Source organism: Pseudomonas sp. W17 (assembly GCF_040268305.1).
Lineage (GTDB): Bacteria > Pseudomonadota > Gammaproteobacteria > Pseudomonadales > Pseudomonadaceae > Aquipseudomonas > Aquipseudomonas protegens.
Genome location: NZ_CP158490.1, coordinates 5,449,717 through 5,468,570, shown reverse-complemented (window position 1 = coordinate 5,468,570; position 18,854 = coordinate 5,449,717). Strand labels below are relative to the sequence as shown.

The window sequence follows — 18,854 nt, the reverse complement described above, 5'->3', positions numbered from 1 at the left end:
GCGAACGGCTCAGCAGGTGACAGGGCCACACGCTCAGCGCCGGGCGCTGAGTTGCTGGGGCGCCAGGAAGGCGTCGTGGAAATAATCGCGCAGGGCCTGCATGGCCGGGGTGAAGGTACGTTCGCGGTGCCAGGCCAGCCCCACGCTCATGGGCGTGACCGCATCGCTCAGGCTCAGGGTCTCGATACGCTTGCCTTCCAGTGACCAGGGCCGGTGCACCAGATCCGAGAGGATCGCCACGCCGCTGCCGTTGGCCACCATGCTGCGCACCGCTTCCACCGAGCTGGTGCGCACGCGCACCCGGGGCAGCTGGCCGGCCTGTTCCCAATAACGCATGGCGCTTTGCTCGGCTTCGTCGACGGTGAGCAGGATGAACGGCTCCTCGGCCACGTCCGCCAGGCTGATGCTGCTGCGCTCGCACAGCGGATGGTGGGCCGGCAGCCACAGCCGGCGCTCGGAGTTGAACAGGGTCTGCGAGACGATGTCCGGGTGCGTCAGGTTGGCGGTGAGTACCACTGCCATGTCGAAGCGGCCTTCCAGCAAGCCTTGCTCGATGGCCTGGCGTTCCTGTTCATGGAGCTCGATGGTGACGTCCGGGTGCCAGTGCTGCAGGCGCTGCAGGTGGTGCGGCAGGAAGTAGCCGATCACCGTGTAGCTGGCCGCCAGGTGCAATACGCCGCTGGCCCGATAGTCCGGCAACGGGCTGTTCAGGGCATCTTCGACGCTGCGCAGGATCACGTAGGCGCGGTTGAGAAAATGCCGCCCGGCATCGGTCAGGTTCATGCCCTGGGCCGAGCGCACGAACAGCTGCACGGCGAGCATCGCCTCCAGCTCCTTGATCGCCGTGGTCACCGCCGACTGGGAAATATTCAAGTGCAGCGCCGCCTGGGAAATCTGCCCGATCTCGGCGGTAGCAACGAAATAGCGCACCTGGCGCAAGGTCAACGACACGGCCCATTCCCCTCTAACGCTGCAGGAGCCGGCTTGCCGGCGAAAGCGATCTTGCAAGCGCCTGTGCCGTCATGCATCACGCTGCCTGCTAGCTTTATCTGTTTTTCAGAACAAGCTCTATCTGATAATAGATCTTCCCAAGGGGTCAAGGGCGCTCTAATTTTCGTCGCACGAAGTCACGAGAGTTGGAGCAACAGTGATGCAGGCAGTGGATTTCAATTCGGACATGGGCGAGAGCTTCGGCCCGTGGACCATCGGCGATGGCGTCGACAACGAGCTGATGGGCTTTATCAGCTCGGCCAATATCGCCACCGGCTTTCACGCCGGCGACCCCGGCACTATGCGCCGCACCATCGAACAGGCCAAGCGCCTGGGGGTAGCCATCGGCGCCCACCCGGGGTTTCGCGACCTGGTGGGTTTCGGCCGCCGGCACATCAATGCCCCGGCCCAGGAGCTGGTGGACGACATGCTCTATCAGCTTGGCGCCCTGCGGGAAATGGCCCGGGTACAAGGCGTGAAGCTGCAGCACATCAAGCCCCATGGTGCGCTCTACATGCACCTGGCCCGGGACGAGGAAGCGGCGCGGCTGCTGGTGCAAAACCTGCGCCGGCTGGAGCCCGAGTTGCTGCTGTATTGCATGCCCAATTCGGTGATCTGGCGCGTGGCCCAGGAGCTGGGGCAGCCGGTGATCCGCGAGTTCTATGCCGACCGCGACTACGACCTCAGCGGCTCCATCGTGTTTACCCGCAACGTCCGCGCCCTGGACCCGGCAGCCGTGGCGGCCAAGGTGCTGCGCGCCTGCCAGACCGGCCTGGTACGCACCGTCGAAGGCGAGGAGCTGTTTCTCGAATTCGATTCTATCTGCCTGCACAGCGACACCCCCGGCGCCCTGGATCTGGTGGAGGCCACCCGCACGGCGCTGGATCAGGCCGGTATCGAGGTCCGCGCACCGCGCTGAGGCGCATCGACACGAAGCACCGTGCACAGACACGGGTTTCATCTGGTTTTGTTTTTTTTGCCTGCCTTTCTACAACTATTCCAAAAGGAACAGACATGGCCGAATACAGTGTTATCACCCCCTTGCCGGGCACCTTCTATCGCAAGGCCACCCCGGAGTCGGCGCCTTTCGTCGAGGTCGGCGACAGCGTCAGCGCCGATACCGTGATCGGCCTGATCGAAGTCATGAAGCAGTTTTCCGAACTGACCGCCGGGAGCGCGGGTCAGGTCCTTGCCTTTGCGGTGCAGGACGGTGATCCGGTGGAACCGGGTCAGGTCGTCGCGACGCTCGAACAGTGAGGGCCGGGGCATGACTGGATCAATCAACAAATTGCTGGTGGCCAACCGTGGCGAGATTGCCGTGCGCATCATTCGCGCGGCCAAGGCCCTGGGGATTCCCACCGTTGCCGCCTGCAGTGAGGCGGATGCCGATTCCATGGCCGCACGTATGGCCGATGAAGTGCAGATCATTGGCCCGGCCCGGGCCGACAAGAGCTACCTGAATGTCCAGGCCCTGCTCGGTGCCCTGCAGGCCAGCGGTGCCAACGCGGTACATCCGGGCTATGGCTTTCTTTCCGAGAATGCCGACTTCGCCGAGGCGGTGGTCGAGGCCGGGGCGATCTTCGTCGGTCCCAGTGCCGAAACCATCCGCCGCATGGGTGACAAGGCCGAAGCCCGGCGCACTGCGCAGGCGGCGGGAGTGCCGGTGGTACCGGGCTCCCCAGGAGAACTCTTCGACCTGGACGCCGCACTCAAGGCCGCTGAAGTCGTGGGCTTTCCGTTGTTGATCAAGGCCAGTGCCGGCGGTGGCGGGCGCGGGATCCGCCTGGCTCAGGACGCGGCGCAATTGGCCGAGGAATTCCCTCGGGCGCAACGCGAAGCCCAGACGGCTTTCGGCAACGGCGCAGTGTACCTGGAGCGTTTCATTGGCCGTGCGCGGCACATCGAAGTCCAGGTGTTGGGCGATGGCAAACACGCGGTGCACCTGTTCGAACGCGAGTGTTCGCTGCAACGGCGGCGGCAGAAGATCTTCGAGGAAGCGCCGTCGCCGGTACTCAGTGCCGAGCAGCGTGAGCAGTTGTGCAGCAGCGCCGTGCGCCTCACCGAAGCTTTGGGCTACCAGGGTGCCGGCACTCTGGAATACCTCTACGACGACAGCACCGGCGAGTTCTTCTTTATCGAGATGAACACGCGGATTCAGGTGGAGCACCCCATCAGCGAACTGATCACCGGCATCGATCTGGTCCAGGCCATGTTGCGCATCGCTGGGGGCGAGCCCCTGGGGTTGCGCCAGAGCGATATCCAGCTCAATGGCGCGGCCTTGCAGATGCGCCTGAACGCCGAAGATCCGGCGCGGGATTTCTTCCCCAGCCCGGGCAAGGTCGAGCAACTGATCTGGCCGCAAGGCGCCGGGGTGCGAGTCGATAGCCACCTGTACCCGGGCTATGCTGTGCCGCCTTATTACGACTCGCTGCTGGCCAAGCTGATCGTCCACGGGCGTGACCGCGGCGAGGCTCTGGCCCGGGCGCGGCTGGCCGTGGAACACACCACCTTGACCGGCATGGCCAGTACCTTGTCGCTGCACCGTGAACTGCTGGCCGAACCCTGGCTGGAGCAGGCCGACTTTCACACCGCAACCCTGGAAACCTGGCTGGCCGAGCGCCGCGCCGGAGGTGTCGCATGAACCTGCCTATCCGCTACAGCTTTGGTGCCGACGAGCACCTGTTCGCCGAAGTCAGCGACAGCATGTCCCTGGAAGCCTTCTTCAAGGGCATGGCGGTGACCCGCGCGGTGGAGCGCCTGGAATTGGATGGCGTGCTGGATGTGTGCCTGGCCAATGCTTCGTTCCAGATCCGCTTCGACCCGGACCGCATCGCCCCGCAAGATCTGCTGGAGGCCGTGCAACAGGCCGAGGCCTGCGCGGTGGCCGAGCGCAGCCTGCATACCCGGATCATCGAGATACCGGTGCTCTACAACGACCCCTGGACCCATGAAACCCTGATGCGCTTTCGCGACCGGCACCAGGACCCCAGCGCCACCGATCTTGAGTACGCGGCGCGGATCAACGGCCTGGCGGATGTCGAAGCCTTTATCGCCGCCCACAGCGGCGCGCCCTGGTTCGTCTCCATGGTGGGCTTTGTGGCGGGCCTGCCGTTCATGTTCCAGATGGTCGAACGTGAACGGCAACTGCAGGTGCCCAAGTACCTGCGGCCGCGCACCGATACGCCAAAACTGACCCTGGGTCATGGCGGCTGTTTCGGCTGCATCTACTCGGTGCGCGGTGCCGGCGGCTACCAGATGTTCGGCGTCACCCCGGCGCCGATCTACGACCCGCAGCAACAGTTGGCCTACCTCAAGCAGCACATGGTGTTCTTCCGTCCGGGGGACATCGTGCAGTTCAAGCCCATTGACCGCCAGGCCTATGACCTTGCCGTGGCCGAGGTCGAGGCCGGGCGTTTCGACTTGCGCATCCGCGAGGTGGAGTTTTCCCTGGATGCCTTTCTCGCCGACCCGGTCGGCTATCCCACGTCGCTGCAGGAGGTGCTGGCATGATCAAGGTCATCAAACCGGGCCTGGCCACATCGGTACAGGACCTGGGTCGCGAAGGTTTCTATCACCTGGGGATTCCGCCGTCCGGGGCCCTGGACCAGTACGCCCTGAGCGCCGCCAACCAGCTGGTGGGCAACCCGGCGGGGGCAGCGGGGCTGGAGTGCACCTTGCTCGGCCCTGAGCTTGCATTCAGCACCGATGCCCTGGTGGCGGTCTGCGGTGCCCACATGACCCCCAAGCTCGATGGCGTGGACATGCACCTGGACACCGCCTTTGCGGTCAAGGCCGGGCAAGTGCTGCGCTTCGACTTTCCCAAGGCCGGGGCCCGGGCGTATCTGGCGGTGGCCGGTGGCATCGATGTGCCGCTGGTGCTGGGCAGCCGCTCGACTTACGCCTTGGGTACCCTGGGTGGTTTCCAGGGCCGGCGCCTGGTGGCGGGTGATGAGCTGCCGGTGGGCGTGGACAGCGGCAAGAGCCGCCCGGGCGCCAGTCTGCCCATGGCGCTGCGCCAGTCCCTGGGCGGCGAAATCACCCTGCGGGTGGTGCCGGGCCTGTACTACGAGCGCTTGAGCGAGGCGGCCAAGGTCAGCTTCTTCGCCGAACCCTGGACCGTGGGCTCGGAGGCGGACCGCATCGGCTATCGCTTCAAGGGCGGCAGCGCCTTGAGCTTCCAGCCCCGGGAGCAGCCGTTCGGTGCCGGTTCCGATCCGTCGAACATCGTCGACAGTTGCTATCCCATCGGTTCGATCCAGGTGCCGGCGGGGCTCGAACCCATCGTCCTGCACCGGGACGCGGTGTCCGGTGGTGGCTACGCGATGATCGGCACGGTGATCAGCGCCGACCTCGACCTGATTGGCCAGATGCAGCCCAACCAGAAGGCCCGTTTTGTCGCGGTGACCCTGGAAGAAGCGCTGGAGGCCCGGCGTTCCTACAAGAAAAAGCTCAGTTGCCTGAGCAAGTTGTTCCCTTCCTGACCCTCTTGCTCGTGTAGCCGCTGGGAGCCTGAGGTTGCTGCAGGTTTGGCGAGGGATCGCCAGGCAAGGCCCTGAGGGCCTTTTCGCAGCCTCGCAGGTTCGGCAGCGGCTACAGAGGGGGGGAGGCAAGCCCCCTCAGAAGAGCTGAGTGAACAACCAGTACAGGCTGCCGGACAGCAGGATCGCCGCCGGCAGGGTCAGCACCCAGGCCATGGCCAGGTTGCGGATGGTGCGCATCTGCAAGCCGCCGCCATTGGCCACCATGGTCCCGGCCACCCCCGAGGACAGCACATGGGTGGTGGACACCGGCAGGCCGAACATGTCCGCCGCGCCGATGGTCAGCATCGCCACGGTTTCCGCCGAGGCGCCCTGGGCGTAGGTCAGGTGGGTCTTGCCGATCTTTTCGCCAACGGTGACCACGATGCGCTTCCAGCCCACCATGGTGCCCAGGCCAAGGGCGATGGCCACGGCGATCTTCACCCACAGCGGAATGAAGCGCGTGGCGTTGTCGATCTGTTGCTTGAACAGTTGCAGTTTGTCCCGGGTGTCCTGGTCGAAGTGGCCTACCTGATTCTTGTCCATCAGGCGGATCGCCTCGCTGGTCAGGTACATGTCGTTGCGCACGTTGCCCATGGCTTCGGCGGGCACCTTGGCCAGCGAACCGTAGCCCTTCACTTCAGTGCCGATGGCGCCGGTCAGGGCGGCCAGCGCGGGGATCAGTTCCGGTGTCGCTTCCTTGCTGCGCATGTACTCCGAGAGCACCGCGCGGGAATCGGCCGGCGCCGGTTGCGGGGCACTCTTCACCAGGGCCTGTTGGGTGACTTCGGCCACCGCGGCGAATTGCAGCGACTGATCGGCGGGCATGGTGCGGTTCAAGGCGTAAGCCATGGGCAGGGTGCCCACCAGGATCAGCATGATCAGGCCCATGCCTTTCTGGCCGTCGTTGGAACCGTGGGCGAAGGACACGCCGGTGCAGGTCAGGATCAGCAGCCCGCGAATCCACCAGGGCGGCGGTGCGTCGCCCTTGGGTGCCTTGTACAGGGCACGGTTCTTGACGAACAGGCGCAGGGCCAACAGCAGCAGGGCGGCGAACACGAAGCCGATCAGGGGCGAGAACAGCAGGGCGTAGCCGACCTTGGTGGCCTGGCCCCAGTCCACGCCGCTGGTGCCGTCGCGACCATGCATCAGGGCATTGGCCACGCCGACACCGATGATCGAGCCGATCAGGGTGTGGGAAGACGAAGCCGGCAGGCCCAGCCACCAGGTCCCGAGGTTCCATAGGATGGCGGCGATCAGCAGGGCGAAGATCATCGCGAAACCGGCGGAGGAACCCACCTGCAGGATCAGTTCCACCGGCAGCAGGGCGATGATGCCGAAAGCCACCGCGCCGCTGGACAGCAGTACGCCGAGGAAGTTGAACAGGCCGGACCAGACCACCGCGAACTGCGGCGGCAGCGAGTGGGTGTAGATCACCGTGGCCACGGCGTTGGCGGTGTCATGGAAACCGTTGACGAACTCGAAGCCCAGGGCGATCAGCAACGCCACGCCCAGGAGCAGGAACGGGGTCCAGGTGGTGACCGTGGTGCCCAGCTCGTGCATGTCGTGCACCAGGCTGTAGGCGGTGAACAACAAGCCCATGGCCAGCACCGCGAAGAAGGCGACGAGGGTGAAGGGGCCGGGCTTTTTATCCAGTTGCGGTTTGCTGTCGAGGTTGGACGAAGCGGCAGTCAGGGACGGGGTGGCCATTGCTGGACAATCCTGTGGCGAGAAGGAGTGCTGCCCATGATCGTTGCTGAATGTTACAGGGAGACTGCCTCAGGTCATGGTTTACGCAATTGAGCCCTTGCGTTGATCAGATCGATCACGCACGACCATCCCTCCATTCCGCTCCTACAAGGGGGGGTCAGTAGTCCTGGCGCTTGCGGAATGCCCAGCGTCCGGCAATCACGGTGAAAGTGGCCACCAGGGCGACCAGGATCCAGAAGCCCTCCGGATCGCCGGAGAACGGAATGCCACCGACGTTCATGCCAAAGAAGCCGGCGATGATGTTGATCGGCAACGCCAGCACCGTGACCACCGTCAGGGTGAACAGGGTGCGGTTGGTCTGTTCGTTGAGGTTGGCGGCGATCTCTTCCTGCAGCAGCTTGATCCGCTCCCCCAGGGCGGTGAGGTCGTTGATGATCAGGGCGAACTCTTCGGTGGACTTGCGCAGCTCCTTGACGTCTTCCTTTTGCAACCATTGCGGCGGGCGGTTAAGCAGGCGCAGCAGCGAGCCCGGCTCCAGGGCCAGCAGCCGTTGCAGGCGCACCAGCACCCGGCGCATGGCCCCCAGTTCGGCACGGTTGGTGGAGACCCGGGCCGCCAGTAACTGGTCCTCGATCTGATCCACGCTGAGGCTGGTCCGGCGCACGATCTGGGTCAGCACTTCGCCCTGGTCCCTTAGCAGGTGCACCAGCAGTTCCAGGGGCGAGCGAAAGCGTTCACCGGCCTTGACCGAGGAGCGCAGCTTGTCCACCGAGTGCAGCGGCTGCAGGCGGGCGCTGACGATCAGGCGGCTGCGGGCGCAGACCCAGAGGGTGGAGATGTCCGAGGAAACCATGCTGCCGAAGTTGAACACCACGTCGTTGACCACCGCCAGCAGGGCCGAATCCACCTGTTCGATGCGGGTCGAGCGCGAGCCTTCGTGCAGGGCCTCGAAGAATTCGTCGGGCAATTGCAGGTGGGACTTCATCCAGCGCTCGCACGCGGCGTGAGCCAGGTTCAGGTGCAGCCAGAGGAACTCCTCGCTGTCCTCGGGGTGTTGCAGGGCTTGCAGGGCTTTGGCCGAGTCCAGTTCGCGGCCCCGTTCGCCGGGGCGAAAGCTGAAACCGTAGAGCAGGCCGAACAGGTCGGAATCACGGTGACTCTGGTCGATGCTGTGGTTCATGGAGTCTCGCAGGAGGGACAGTGCCTGGCGCGGGTTTCTCAGGTTCACTTGAGCCCCATCATGGCAAGGCTTTTTGACATTTTTGTGACGTTTTGAAGTGCATGATGGAACCCGTCACACCGATGGTCGGCGGCGCTCAAGATTGTCTTGCGCAGGCCGATCACACTCCTACGCTGCACTCATTCGACCCCTCTCGAATGCGCCTTACAGGGATGTTCGGCACTACGCATGCCTTCATCGGGCCTGCTCTATCCCTGCCATGAGATCTCTTCGATGTTTTTGCAAAAATCCCTGAGAGCGCAAATCCTTGCCCTGCTGAGCGGTAGCCTGCTGGCGATGTTGTTGATCGCCCTGGCGAGTTTTCATTTGCTGTCCGGTGGCGTGCAGAGCTACCGCGAGCTGATTGAAGGTCCGCTGCGCAGTTCGCAGTTGATCGACGAGGCCAACCTGCAGTTCAAGAGCCAGGTGCAGGAGTGGAAGAACGTATTGTTGCGGGGCAAGCAGCCCCAGGAGTTGAACAAGTACTGGCAGCAGTTCGAAGACCGCCAGCGCGATGTGCAGAGCATCCTCGGCCAGCTGGTGCAGACCCCCGGGCTGGACGCCTCCCTCAAGAGCCGCGTGCAGCGCCTGGCAGATGAGCACCGGCAGTTGGGTTCGGCCTACCAGAAGGGCCGCGATGCCTATGTGGCCGGCGGTGCCGATCCGAGTGCCGGCGATGCCGCGGTCAAGGGCGTGGACCGGGCCACCAGCGAGCAGATGAGCGAACTGGTGACCGAGCTGCGCCAGCACGGCGACCGGCAGTCCGCCGAGATCAGTGCGGCGGCCGACCGCACGGTGTGGCTGGGTATTCTGGTGATGCTGGCGTCCGGTTTGCTGATCGGCCTGCTCAGCCTGTGGCTGGTCAATCGCAGCCTGGTGCAGCCGATCCGTCAGTTGATCGACTATGTCGCCCAGCTCAGCCGCGGCCAACTGGCCCAGCGGGTGGCCAGCGAGCGTCAGGATGAACTGGGCAAGCTGGCGATGGCCGCCAACACCCTGCGGGATTTCCTGGCCCAGACCTTCGCCAGCTTGCAGCGCAGTGCCTCGGACCTGGACAGTTCCAGCGGCGAGCTCAACTCCATCGCCACCCTGATGTCCCAGGGCACCAACGAGCAGTTCAACCGCACGGACCAGGTGGCCACGGCGATGAACGAGATGTCCGCCACCGCCCAGGAAGTGGCGCGCCACGCCGCCGACGCGGCCCGTGCCGCAGACGATGCCGACCAGTCGGCGCAGCAGGGCGAGCAGGTGATGCAGCAGACCATCCACAGCATCACCCAGATGCGTGGCGAGATTGCCAACACCGCCACTGTGATCCGCCGGCTGGAGGCCGACAGCGGGCGCATCGGCAAGGTCCTGGAAGTGATCCAGGGCATTGCCGAACAGACCAACCTGCTGGCCCTCAACGCGGCCATCGAAGCGGCCCGGGCCGGTGAGGCCGGGCGCGGTTTTGCCGTGGTCGCCGATGAAGTGCGCAGCCTGGCGCAGCGCACCGCGGCCTCGATCACCGAGATCAACCAGATCATCCAGAGCGTGCAGACCGGGGCCGTGGATGCTGCCCAGGCCATCGAGAGCGGCCAGTCCCGCAGCGAGCAGAGCGTGCAGCAGGTGACCGAAGCCGGGGCCATGCTCGAGCGCATCACCGAAGCGGTGGAAGCGATTCGCGACATGAACCGGCAGATCGCGACCGCCGCCGAGGAGCAGACGTCGGTGGCCGAGGACATTTCCCGCAACCTCACCGAGATCACGTCCATCGCCAGTACCAATCTGGACAACGTGCAGCGCACCGAGGCGGCGAGCCGCAATCTGCACGGCCTGTCGGGGCAGTTGAGCGAGGTCACGGCGCGCTTGAGCGCCTGAGGCCGGCCGGGGTGTATCGGCCTGCTTACCAGGCCGATACACGATCACTCTCAAGTGGCCGGGGCGGGTGTCGATGACCGGGTATCTTCACACCCGACAGGACTCACACCATGGTCAGCATCACTTCCATCGCGATCAACCAGACCCAGGTCAGCCCGAGCAAGACCCGCATCGCCGGCAGTTCGGACAGCGACACTTCAGCGACCTCCACCGCCAGTACCACTGCTGCCAGCGACGCGACCAAGGCGCCGGCCACGGGTGCTGGCGCGGCCGGCGGCAGTTCCAGCAGCGATGATTCCAGCAGCGACTCGGTCAAGCAGTTGCGCAAGCAGATCGCTGAACTGCAAAAGCAATTGCAGGAGCAACAGCAGCAGTTGCAGGCCGCGCAGAGCCAGCAGGAAAGTGCCGATGCCAAGGCCGCGCAAGTAGCGGCAGCCCAGGCTCAGGTGGCCAGCACCAGCGCTTCGTTGCAGACCGCCACCGCGGCCTTGTTCCAGGCCCTGCAGCAATCCCAGAGCAGTACTGCGGGCTCCCTGGTCAGCACCAGTGCCTGACTGATCCGCACGCCCCAACGCACAAGGCCGCGCTCCCGAAGCGGGGCACGGCCTTGTAGGGGCGGGGGGTTACTTGTCTTGCTTGTTGCTCAGGACCTTGCCGGTCTTGGCATCCAGGTCCACGTCCCACTCGATGCCTTTGCTGTCGCGCAGTTCCACCTGGTAGACGTAGGCGCCAGTGGCGGTCTGCTCGAGCTCGGTGTCGGTGATGCTGGCGGCGGTGGTGCCCGGGTGCTGGGCGAGGGCGGCCTGGTTGAGTTTTTCCAGGTCCATGATGGCGCCGGACTTGAGCAGACCGGGGATCAGGTCCGGGCGCACATCGGCCTGGGCCAGGCCAGCGGTCAGGGTCAGGGCGGCGGCTGCGAACAGGGCGGAGAACTTGGTCATGGGTTGATTCCTTGGGGTGATGGGTTTCGATGGGCACAGGTTAGCCAACGCAACTTAATTCACCCTTAATTCAGGTCACTCTTTGCGTCGTTTGTTCAAGCCGCGCCCCGGCATCGGGTCGCAAGCTGCGGTTTTCCCTACAGGAGCTGCAGCAAATGAAACGAATGCTTGCATGGTTGCACGCACCCTTGGTGTTTGCCGGGTTCATCGGCGCCGGGGTGTGGTGGATGAGTGCTGGGCCGGCGTCTGCCAGCGGGTTGTTGGGGGTGTTCGGGGCTGCGCTGGGGGTGTCGTTCCTGGCGGAATGGTGCTTGCCCTATGAGCCTGGCTGGAACCGTTCCCAAGGCGACCGGCTGCGCGACAGCCTGCATGCCCTGGTCAATGAAAGCCTCAATGCGCTGGGGCTGCTGGCGTTGCCCGGGCTGGTTGCGCTGCTGGCCCATGATGGGCTCTGGCCCCAGGGCTGGCCGCTCTGGGGGCAGTTGCTGCTGGCCATCGTGATCGCCGATTGCGGCATTACCCTGGCCCACTACGCCAGCCACCGCCTGGCCTGGCTCTGGCGCTTGCATGCGGTGCATCACAGTGTGCAGCGCATGTACGGTTTCAATGGCTTGCTCAAGCATCCCCTGCACCAGTTGATCGAAGCTTCGGCCGGGCTGCTGCCGCTGGTGTTGCTGGGCATCCCGCTGCCGGTGGCGCAGTTGCTGGCCCTGGCCATTGCCGTCCAGCTGCTGTTGCAGCATTCCAATGTCGACATGCGCCTGGGGCCTTTGCGCTGGATCTTCGCCTGGGCGCCGGTGCATCGCTTTCACCACATGAAGTACGGACGCGCCGGGGATGTGAACTTCGGGCTGTTCTTCAATCTCTGGGACTGGCTGCTGGGCACCGCGTTTTATCGCGATGACTATTGCATGCGCCAGGGCGACCTGGGGATTGGCAGCCGTGCCGACTACCCGGTGGATTACTGGCCGCAGTTGCTGGAGCCGTTCAAGGCCCAGCGCTATGGGGCAGAACCCGTGGTGCCCGAGCAGTTGCGCCGGCGCGTCAGACCAGCAAGCGAGGCTTGAGGTGCTTGAGGGCCTGGCTGGCGGTGACGCCGAACAGGCTCTTCAGGGTTCGGGAGAAGTGCGCGCTGTCGGCGAACCCGGCGCCGTGTGCCGCGCCAGTGTGGGTCTGGCCCTCCAACACCAGGGCCATGGCCAGGCGCAGGCGGCGCCAGAGCACCAGGCGCCTTACCGGCAGGCCGACGTCACGGGCGAACAGACGCTCCAGCTGGCTCAGGGATACATGGGCCCGGGCCGCCAGTTGCGCGGCCGCCACCTTGCCCTCCAGGGCGGCATCCACGGCGTGCAGTGCCCGCGCTACACGTGGGTCGGCAACGGGCTGGCGCGGGCAACGGCGCAGCGCCGCTTCCAGGCCGGGCAGTGAGGGTTCGGCGCCACTGACGCATGCTTGCAGGTCTTCGACGGCGATCAGCAGCGGCTCGGCGTACACCGTGAAGGCCTGCTCGGGAGCCTGAACGATGGCGTGGCGCTGCAAGGCCGGGATCAACAGGTAATGAGCGCTCTGCAGCCCGCCCGCGAGCGCCACCGTGACCGGTTGCCCGGGGGCGATGATCAGCTGATGGGCGTAGTGGGCATGGGACTCGGTTGGCCCCATCGCCCCGTGGATCAGGCCGAAATCCCGGCCCAGCCAGAGCTCGCCGTGCCAGTGCGAAACCGCCATTCAGTAACCGCTGGCGTCCAGCAATTGCGCCACGCTGGCACTGGCCGGCCGCTTGAAGTACTTGAGCAGTTCGGCACTGCGGTTGGTGAAGATGCCATCGACCCCGGCATCCATGACCTTCTTGAAGTCCACCGGCTCGTCGATGGTGTAGACGTGCACCAGCAGGCCCTGGTCGTGGGTGTACTGGTTCATCCAGGGTTGCACCAGGTCCGAGTAGCTCTGCTCGCCACCGCCGGTCAGGGCCGCGGAAGGGCCGGTGCCGATGGCACCCTGGGCCTTGGCGAAGTCCACCCAGCGCTTGAACTCGGCCTGGTCCTTGGGCTGCTGCCGGGCATAGAAGGCGGCCTTGTCGGTTTCGCCGCTGCTGGCGAAGCTCTGGCCGGACGCGGGTTCGATACTGCCGGGCGCGACCCAAAGCAACAGTACTTTCGGCACGTTGGGCATTGCCTGGTGCAGCAGTTCCAGGCTGTGCTTGTCGAAGGTCTGCAGCACCACCTTGCCCTTGCCCTGGCCCACCGCCAGTTCGCTTTTCGCCAGCTTGGAACCGGCCGGGCTCAGCCAGCCACGGTCCTGGAGTTTTTCCTTGAGGTCGTGCTCGATACCGGGGAACAGCTGGGGTTCCTTGGTCTCGATATACAGCCCGGGCTTGTGCTGCGCATTGCCCTGGGCGATGTCGATGATTTCATCCAGGGTGAGGATCTTCAGCCCGGCAAAGCCCGGCCGCGCCCGCTCCGGGTGGGCCTGGTTGAACCAGCTGCCGGCGTCGAGGGTTTTCAGTTCCGCCATGGTGAAGGCGTTGGCCGGGCTGTCCTTGCGTTCGGGGAATTTCTGCGCCACGTCGGTGGTGCGTTGCAGGTTGTTGTCGTGCAGGGCGAAGAGCACGCCATCCTTGCTGCGTTGCAGGTCCATTTCCAGGTAGTCGGCGCCCAGGTCCCGGGCCAGGGTGTAGGAAGCCGCGGTGGATTCGGGGGCATCGAAAGAGGCGCCGCGGTGGGCGATCACCGCTGGCTGTGGAATCCCCTGGCGAGCGGCCAGGGCGTCCGGGTCAGGCTGTTCAGAGGCCTGGGCCAGTCCGCAAGCGAGCATCAGGCCCAGCATCAGGGCACAAGGGGGGAAGGTCGCGGGCATGCTCGAAATCCTTTCGTGGGGGCGTGTGCAAGGGGATATCTTTTAACAACTCGATGACGCTTGTGCTATCTCCAGAGCGACATAAATCCCTCTCATTTGCATTTTTCAGCGCTTTTTTCCGGCGCTTTGCAGTACTCTTGGGCGCTGCAGTTTCCCCATCAGAGGGAGGCCCTGAAAACTCCGCTGTCCCTTGCCTCGCGTGTAGACCATTGATCACCTGTCCTGCGGGACTCTAGTGAGGTTTACCATGAGCATCACCTCCGAACTCATCTGTCAGGCTGCCGACCAGCTCAAGGGCTTTGTCGGCTTCAATCGCAAGACCGGTCGCTATATCGTGCGCTTCAGCGAAGACTCCTTTGGCATGGACGTGGCCGACGACGCCATAGTGCCGGCCCACGAGTTTGTCTGGGCGCCGGTGTCGGACCAGGCCATGAGCCTCAAGCGCGAGCAGATCCAGCTGCTGCTGGATCAGAACATCGACGACCGGATCAATATCAGCGAGCCGCTGCGGGTATACATGCGCCGCAGCGACTTGCCGGAAATCCAGGCGGTGCGCAGCCTGCTGTCGACCACGCAGGGCTGATGCGTGCCCCCGAGCCGTCACCCGGGCGGCTCGGGAATCCGTGCCTGAAGCGGGCTCAGCCTGGAAAGCCGTAAGCCCGTTGGACCTTGCTCACCCGGGTGCTGAACTGGCGATACCACTGTGCCCGACCGCGCTCGCGGATCGCGCTGTGTTCGGGGTGCTGCTTCCAGGCCAGGATCGCCGCTTCGCTGCTCCAGTACGACACGGTGATGCCGAAGCCGTCCTCACCTCGTGCCGATTCGACCCCGAGAAACCCCGGCTGCTGGCGCGCCAGTTCGAGCATGCGTTCGGCTGCCTGTTCATAGGCGGGGTCGGCCTCACCGCGCTGGGAACTGAAAATCACGGCGTAGTAGGGCGGTGCGGGAGTCCGGTCAGTCATGCTTGGCACTCCCGGCAGGCCGTGAGCAAGGCCCTGACCAGAGGCGGTGTGCGGTCCTGGAGGGCCGCGCGCTCGGGTTGGAACAGGGTGGCGATGAAGAACGGATGCTCGTCCAGTTCCAGGCTGCGCAGGTCGCCGGCGCTGTCATGGCCAGTGGGGAGCAAGGTGCCGCTGAGCAGGGCGCCAGCGAAGTCCGGATTGACGCCATAGCGGCAGCGATAACCTTCCTCGATGCAGGTTGTGCCGTAGGCCCTGGCGATGCGGCTGTTGGCGCGCAACTGAATCGAGTCCCGGGCTTCCACCAGGGCGCAACTCAAGGGCGTGAGCAGCACGCGCTCGGCGTCGGGCGCGGTTTCGCCGTGTTCAGCATCGGCCCAGCCCAGCACATTGCGGGCGTATTCCAGGACCGCGTGCTGAAAGCCGCCACAGGTACCGAGAAATGGCCGCTGCTGTTCACGCGCCACGCGGATCGCCAGCAGGGCACCCTCGATGTTGCGGTAGGGGCTGCCGGGGACACACCAGATACCGTGGAAGCCCTCCAGGTCTTTCTCCTGGTGCAGATCGGCGGTTGCCAGCCACTGGTATTCCATTGGGCCGGCACCCTCCTGCGCTGCCCGCTCCAGGGCCAGGGGGATGGCCTGGTGTGCGGTGATCTGTGGGTCGTAATCCCCCACCAGGGCGATACGAATGGTCGGTGCTGGTACCTGTGGATGCATGGAACTCTCCGGTTGTGACCCTGACTTGTTGATGGCCTGGGCCCACTATAAATTGGCGCCTACGCAATCAATATTGGCGTTTACCCAAATGATCATTGCACCAGCGCACTATCAGTTGGACTACTCCGATCTCTCATTGATCCTGGCCCTGGTTCGCGGCGGCTCCCTGGCGCGTGCTGCGGCCCTGCTCAAGGTCGACGTCTCGACGGTGTTTCGCGCCGTGCGCCGGCTGGAGGCCGGGCTGGGCCAGCAGTTGTTCGACAAGAGCCGCGCCGGCTACTTGCCCACCAGCCTGGCCCAGGCCCTGGCGCAGCAGGCAGAACATGCTGAACAGGCACTGGAAGCGGCGCGTATCGGCGTGGCCCGGGGCGGCGAAGTGGTCAGCGGCACGGTACGCCTGACTTGTACCGATTCGGTGTTGCAAGGCCTGTTGCTGCCGGCCCTGGCGCAGTTCATGGCGAACTACCCGGCACTGGTCATCGAGCTGTGCACGTCCAATGATTTCGCCAATCTCAACCGGCGTGATGCGGATATTGCCGTGCGCCTGACCGCCAGGCCTCCAGAGCACCTGGTGGGGCGCTGCCTGGGGGCGGTGTCCTACCGGGTATGCGCCAGCCCGGCCTATCGGCAACGGGTCGACTGCACTGATCTGTCGCGGCTGGCCTGGATCGCCCCGGACGATTTCCTGCCCGATCACCCCACCGTGGTCTGGCGTCGCCAGCAATGGCCCGGCGTACAGCCCAGTTACCGCTGCAACAGCATGCTTTCGGTTACCGAGTTGGTGCGCGCTGGCCTGGGCGTGGCCGCGCTGCCGGATTTCCTGGTGGGCAGCGCCGGGCTGGAGGCGTTGAGTGAACCCCTGGGCCAGGAAACCGCCCTGTGGCTGCTGACCCGCCCGGACTGTCGGGCCTTGCGTTCGGTGGTGACACTGTTCGACGAGTTGGCGCGGCACCTGCGCTGGCCCTGAGGCCTTCAGGCCTTGGGTTGATCCTTGCGCACGAAATGCTCATGCATCTCACTGGTGAGATTCTCGATGCGCTCGGTCAGTTGCTTGGTCATTTCGGTCAGGCGGGTGTTCTGTTCCAGCAGCTCCATCAGTTGCGTGGTGGTCTGTGCGGCCTGGGCCTGGCGCTCGCTGTTGGCAACGGCCAGGGCTTCGCGGTGCTGCGCATCGGCATCCGCCTGGGCCTTGTCCCGCGCGGCCTGGCGGGTCTGTGCGAGGAGAATCAGCGGGGCGGCATAGGCCGATTGCAGGCTGAAGGCCAGGTTCAGCAGGATGAAGGGATAGACGTCGAAATGGGTGACGCCGGTCAGGTTCAGGGCCACCCAGACCAGTACCACCAGGGTTTGTGCGCCGAGGAAGGTCGGGGTGCCGAAGAACCGGGCGAAGGCTTCTGCCTTCAGGGCGAAGTTATCGGTGCCGAAGGTCGGCGCCAGGTGGGCATGGGCGCGATGAAAGCGCAGGTGGTCGATGACCGGAGTGGGTTTCTTCGGGGTGTCGCTGGAACTCATGATGGCCTCCGCCAGGCACTGGGACGTCAGGCCACTATAGCCTCCCGGGCCAGGCCCGACGTCGCTCTCGACGCCGGGAAAGCCTGCCCTCAGGGGGCGCCGCGTTCGTTGGCGAACATGCTCACGGCCTCTACCGCCTCGCTGGCACCGTCGCGAATCTGCAGGATCACCGTGCCCGCCTGATCCGCCAGTTGCACGCCCTTGGCCGCCCGCTCCCGGGTACCGTCCATGCTCTTGATGGCTTGCTGCGTTTCGTTCTGGATCATGTCGATCATGCTGGAGATTTCCGCCGTCGAGCCGCTGGTGCGCGCCGCCAATTGCCGGACTTCATCGGCCACCACGGCAAAACCACGGCCCTGGTCCCCGGCCCGGGCCGCTTCGATGGCGGCGTTCAGAGCCAGCAGGTTGGTCTGGTCGGCAATGGCGCGGATGGTGTTGACGATGGCGGTGATCTGCTCGGAGCGTTCGCCCAGGCGCGCGATCAGCGATGAAGATCCCTCGATGTTCTCGGCGATCTGGCGCATTTCGCTGGCGGCTTGCTGGATCACTCCGGTGCCTTGTTCGGCGACTTTTCGGGTCTGCACCGAGATGTGATAAGCCTGGCTCGCGCTCTGGGCATCCTGTTCGTGTTTTTCCACCTGCTGGGTGACGTCGGCGGCGTACTTGACCACTTTGCACAGGCGCCCGCTGGCGTCGTAGACCGGGTTGTAGTTGGCTTCCAGCCACAGCGTACGTCCGTGCCTGTCGATCCGCTCGAACTGGCCGTTGAAGAACTCACCCCGGTTCAGGCGGTTCCAGAAGTCCTGGTAGGCGCTGCTGTTGATCAGCTCGGGTTTGCAGAACATGCGGTGATGCTTGCCCTTGATCTCGGCCAGGCTGTAGCCCATGCGGCTGAGGAAATTGCTGTTGGCACCGATGATGCTGCCGTCGAGGTTGAACTCGATCACCGCCATGGCCCGGTCGATGGCGTCCAGCTTGTTTCGTGCCTCCACCTCTTCCTGCACTCGGGCGGTGACATCCAAGGCGTACTTGACCACTTTGTACACTGCGCCGGATGCGTCGCGGATGGGGTTGTAGCTGGCTTCCAGCCACAGGCTCTGGCCGTTGCTGGCCACCCGTTCGAAGGTGCCGGATTCGAACTGGCCGCTTCTGAGGCGGTTCCACAATTGCTGGTAGTCGCTGCTACGAACGTACTCCGGGGTGCAGAACAGGCGGTGCGGCTGGCCTATCACCTGGTCTTCGCGATAGCCCAGGGTCTGGAGAAAGTTGGCGTTGGCTCGCAGGACGTTGCCCTGCAGGTCGAATTCGATCACCGCCATGGAGCGATCGATGGCTTCCAGCATTCGGGATTGTTCGGCAATGGTTTGCTGCAGGGAATCGATGGTCTTGTTGTGGCGGTTGAATAGCATGGTAGCTGGTGCTCTGTGGGAGAAACGTCGCGTCGATCCCTATTGAGTTCGCCGGTATGCCGAATGCTCCCCAGCGTTCGGCATTATCTGCTCAATGCCAGCGTTCCATGACTGACAGATAAATTCGCAGCGATGACGCGGGCGTGCATCGTTGGCCGCATCAAG

20 protein-coding genes are annotated in these 18,854 nt (G+C 64.6%); 10 read left to right on the top strand and 10 right to left on the bottom strand.

The annotated features are described in order from the left end of the window. Nucleotides 1–33: 33 nt before the first annotated feature. Nucleotides 34–951, bottom strand: a complete 918-nt coding sequence (locus ABCR88_RS24980; protein WP_325985127.1) for a LysR family transcriptional regulator — start codon at nt 949–951, stop codon at nt 34–36. A gap of 199 nt (nt 952–1,150) precedes the next feature. On the opposite strand from ABCR88_RS24980, the gene ABCR88_RS24975 reads away from it, so the two are divergent. The 5 genes from ABCR88_RS24975 to ABCR88_RS24955 all read left to right on the top strand — a co-directional run bounded on the left by ABCR88_RS24975 (nt 1,151) and on the right by ABCR88_RS24955 (nt 5,471). Next, nucleotides 1,151–1,909 (top strand): 5-oxoprolinase subunit PxpA, encoded by a 759-nt coding sequence (locus ABCR88_RS24975; protein WP_041119565.1) that lies wholly within the window; start codon nt 1,151–1,153, stop codon nt 1,907–1,909. 95 nt (nt 1,910–2,004) lie between these two features. Continuing rightward, nucleotides 2,005–2,247 (top strand): acetyl-CoA carboxylase, encoded by a 243-nt coding sequence (locus ABCR88_RS24970; RefSeq protein ID WP_041119564.1) that lies wholly within the window; start codon nt 2,005–2,007, stop codon nt 2,245–2,247. Nucleotides 2,248–2,257: 10 nt separating this feature from the next. After that, nucleotides 2,258–3,631 carry an acetyl-CoA carboxylase biotin carboxylase subunit gene (locus tag ABCR88_RS24965; protein WP_041119563.1) on the top strand — a complete coding sequence of 458 codons (1,374 nt, stop codon included), beginning with the start codon at nt 2,258–2,260 and terminating at the stop codon, nt 3,629–3,631. Further along, nucleotides 3,628–4,500: an allophanate hydrolase subunit 1 gene (locus ABCR88_RS24960; protein WP_072450732.1), complete on the top strand. Its 873-nt coding sequence runs from the start codon at nt 3,628–3,630 to the stop codon at nt 4,498–4,500. Before ABCR88_RS24965 ends, ABCR88_RS24960 begins: the two co-directional genes overlap by 4 nt. Next, nucleotides 4,497–5,471 (top strand): biotin-dependent carboxyltransferase family protein, encoded by a 975-nt coding sequence (locus ABCR88_RS24955; protein ID WP_350023109.1) that lies wholly within the window; start codon nt 4,497–4,499, stop codon nt 5,469–5,471. Before ABCR88_RS24960 ends, ABCR88_RS24955 begins: the two co-directional genes overlap by 4 nt. A gap of 135 nt (nt 5,472–5,606) precedes the next feature. On the opposite strand, the gene ABCR88_RS24950 is transcribed toward ABCR88_RS24955, so the two are convergent. Continuing rightward, nucleotides 5,607–7,217: an inorganic phosphate transporter gene (locus ABCR88_RS24950; RefSeq protein ID WP_015636700.1), complete on the bottom strand. Its 1,611-nt coding sequence runs from the start codon at nt 7,215–7,217 to the stop codon at nt 5,607–5,609. A gap of 157 nt (nt 7,218–7,374) precedes the next feature. Then, entirely contained in the window at nt 7,375–8,397 is a 1,023-nt protein-coding gene (locus ABCR88_RS24945; RefSeq protein WP_011062801.1) for a transporter, read from the bottom strand. A gap of 273 nt (nt 8,398–8,670) precedes the next feature. On the opposite strand from ABCR88_RS24945, the gene ABCR88_RS24940 reads away from it, so the two are divergent. Together ABCR88_RS24940 and ABCR88_RS24935 are read left to right on the top strand one after the other, a co-directional pair. Further along, nucleotides 8,671–10,296, top strand: coding sequence for a methyl-accepting chemotaxis protein (locus ABCR88_RS24940; protein WP_041752497.1), 1,626 nt, complete (start codon nt 8,671–8,673; stop codon nt 10,294–10,296). Nucleotides 10,297–10,406: 110 nt separating this feature from the next. Then, nucleotides 10,407–10,850, top strand: a complete 444-nt coding sequence (locus tag ABCR88_RS24935) for a hypothetical protein (RefSeq protein WP_258611091.1) — start codon at nt 10,407–10,409, stop codon at nt 10,848–10,850. Between the two features lie 69 nt (nt 10,851–10,919). Here the strand turns inward: ABCR88_RS24935 and ABCR88_RS24930 are convergent, their stop codons facing one another. Then, nucleotides 10,920–11,237 (bottom strand): PepSY domain-containing protein, encoded by a 318-nt coding sequence (locus ABCR88_RS24930; protein ID WP_011062798.1) that lies wholly within the window; start codon nt 11,235–11,237, stop codon nt 10,920–10,922. A gap of 155 nt (nt 11,238–11,392) precedes the next feature. On the opposite strand from ABCR88_RS24930, the gene ABCR88_RS24925 reads away from it, so the two are divergent. Beyond that, complete coding sequence (locus ABCR88_RS24925) at nt 11,393–12,304, top strand: sterol desaturase family protein (protein ID WP_350403647.1); 912 nt, start codon at nt 11,393–11,395, stop codon at nt 12,302–12,304. Here the strand turns inward: ABCR88_RS24925 and ABCR88_RS24920 are convergent. Then, entirely contained in the window at nt 12,282–12,962 is a 681-nt protein-coding gene (locus ABCR88_RS24920) for a helix-turn-helix domain-containing protein (protein ID WP_325985121.1), read from the bottom strand. The genes ABCR88_RS24925 and ABCR88_RS24920 overlap by 23 nt on opposite strands. Then, nucleotides 12,963–14,090, bottom strand: coding sequence for a glycerophosphodiester phosphodiesterase (locus ABCR88_RS24915; protein WP_350023107.1), 1,128 nt, complete (start codon nt 14,088–14,090; stop codon nt 12,963–12,965). 247 nt (nt 14,091–14,337) lie between these two features. On the opposite strand from ABCR88_RS24915, the gene ABCR88_RS24910 reads away from it, so the two are divergent. After that, nucleotides 14,338–14,673, top strand: coding sequence for a DUF2025 family protein (locus ABCR88_RS24910; RefSeq protein ID WP_011062794.1), 336 nt, complete (start codon nt 14,338–14,340; stop codon nt 14,671–14,673). 55 nt (nt 14,674–14,728) lie between these two features. Here ABCR88_RS24910 and ABCR88_RS24905 read toward each other — a convergent pair whose 3' ends face one another. Continuing rightward, nucleotides 14,729–15,052 (bottom strand): antibiotic biosynthesis monooxygenase, encoded by a 324-nt coding sequence (locus tag ABCR88_RS24905; RefSeq protein ID WP_011062793.1) that lies wholly within the window; start codon nt 15,050–15,052, stop codon nt 14,729–14,731. Then, the gene (locus ABCR88_RS24900) at nt 15,049–15,768 is read right to left on the bottom strand and encodes a CTP synthase (RefSeq protein ID WP_041119558.1); all 720 of its coding nucleotides are present in this window, start codon (nt 15,766–15,768) and stop codon (nt 15,049–15,051) included. The genes ABCR88_RS24905 and ABCR88_RS24900 overlap by 4 nt, the downstream gene beginning before the upstream one ends. Nucleotides 15,769–15,793: 25 nt before the next feature. Between ABCR88_RS24900 and ABCR88_RS24895 the strand changes: the two genes are divergently transcribed. Continuing rightward, nucleotides 15,794–16,735 carry a LysR family transcriptional regulator gene (locus tag ABCR88_RS24895; protein WP_171820768.1) on the top strand — a complete coding sequence of 314 codons (942 nt, stop codon included), beginning with the start codon at nt 15,794–15,796 and terminating at the stop codon, nt 16,733–16,735. Between the two features lie 5 nt (nt 16,736–16,740). Here the strand turns inward: ABCR88_RS24895 and ABCR88_RS24890 are convergent, their stop codons facing one another. Both ABCR88_RS24890 and ABCR88_RS24885 read right to left on the bottom strand, forming a co-directional pair. Further along, nucleotides 16,741–17,280, bottom strand: coding sequence for a DUF1003 domain-containing protein (locus ABCR88_RS24890; RefSeq protein ID WP_041119556.1), 540 nt, complete (start codon nt 17,278–17,280; stop codon nt 16,741–16,743). 89 nt (nt 17,281–17,369) lie between these two features. Beyond that, on the bottom strand, nt 17,370–18,689 hold the full coding sequence (locus ABCR88_RS24885) for a PAS domain-containing methyl-accepting chemotaxis protein (protein WP_041119555.1): 1,320 nt from the start codon (nt 18,687–18,689) through the stop codon (nt 17,370–17,372). Nucleotides 18,690–18,854: the final 165 nt, after the last annotated feature.

Bases quoted from the DNA above. Each gene is read 5' to 3' on its own strand.
- ABCR88_RS24955 (WP_350023109.1), top strand. From the start codon at position 4,497: ATGATCAAGGTCATCAAACCGGGCCTGGCCACATCGGTACAGGACCTG.
- ABCR88_RS24900 (WP_041119558.1), bottom strand. From the start codon at position 15,768: ATGCATCCACAGGTACCAGCACCGACCATTCGTATCGCCCTGGTGGGG.
- ABCR88_RS24925 (WP_350403647.1), top strand. From the start codon at position 11,393: ATGAAACGAATGCTTGCATGGTTGCACGCACCCTTGGTGTTTGCCGGG.
- ABCR88_RS24915 (WP_350023107.1), bottom strand. From the start codon at position 14,090: ATGCCCGCGACCTTCCCCCCTTGTGCCCTGATGCTGGGCCTGATGCTC.
- ABCR88_RS24965 (WP_041119563.1), top strand. From the start codon at position 2,258: ATGACTGGATCAATCAACAAATTGCTGGTGGCCAACCGTGGCGAGATT.
- ABCR88_RS24885 (WP_041119555.1), bottom strand. From the start codon at position 18,689: ATGCTATTCAACCGCCACAACAAGACCATCGATTCCCTGCAGCAAACC.
- ABCR88_RS24910 (WP_011062794.1), top strand. From the start codon at position 14,338: ATGAGCATCACCTCCGAACTCATCTGTCAGGCTGCCGACCAGCTCAAG.
- ABCR88_RS24950 (WP_015636700.1), bottom strand. From the start codon at position 7,217: ATGGCCACCCCGTCCCTGACTGCCGCTTCGTCCAACCTCGACAGCAAA.
- ABCR88_RS24935 (WP_258611091.1), top strand. From the start codon at position 10,407: ATGGTCAGCATCACTTCCATCGCGATCAACCAGACCCAGGTCAGCCCG.
- ABCR88_RS24945 (WP_011062801.1), bottom strand. From the start codon at position 8,397: ATGAACCACAGCATCGACCAGAGTCACCGTGATTCCGACCTGTTCGGC.
- ABCR88_RS24890 (WP_041119556.1), bottom strand. From the start codon at position 17,280: ATGAGTTCCAGCGACACCCCGAAGAAACCCACTCCGGTCATCGACCAC.
- ABCR88_RS24975 (WP_041119565.1), top strand. From the start codon at position 1,151: ATGCAGGCAGTGGATTTCAATTCGGACATGGGCGAGAGCTTCGGCCCG.
- ABCR88_RS24905 (WP_011062793.1), bottom strand. From the start codon at position 15,052: ATGACTGACCGGACTCCCGCACCGCCCTACTACGCCGTGATTTTCAGT.
- ABCR88_RS24930 (WP_011062798.1), bottom strand. From the start codon at position 11,237: ATGACCAAGTTCTCCGCCCTGTTCGCAGCCGCCGCCCTGACCCTGACC.
- ABCR88_RS24970 (WP_041119564.1), top strand. From the start codon at position 2,005: ATGGCCGAATACAGTGTTATCACCCCCTTGCCGGGCACCTTCTATCGC.
- ABCR88_RS24960 (WP_072450732.1), top strand. From the start codon at position 3,628: ATGAACCTGCCTATCCGCTACAGCTTTGGTGCCGACGAGCACCTGTTC.
- ABCR88_RS24920 (WP_325985121.1), bottom strand. From the start codon at position 12,962: ATGGCGGTTTCGCACTGGCACGGCGAGCTCTGGCTGGGCCGGGATTTC.
- ABCR88_RS24940 (WP_041752497.1), top strand. From the start codon at position 8,671: ATGTTTTTGCAAAAATCCCTGAGAGCGCAAATCCTTGCCCTGCTGAGC.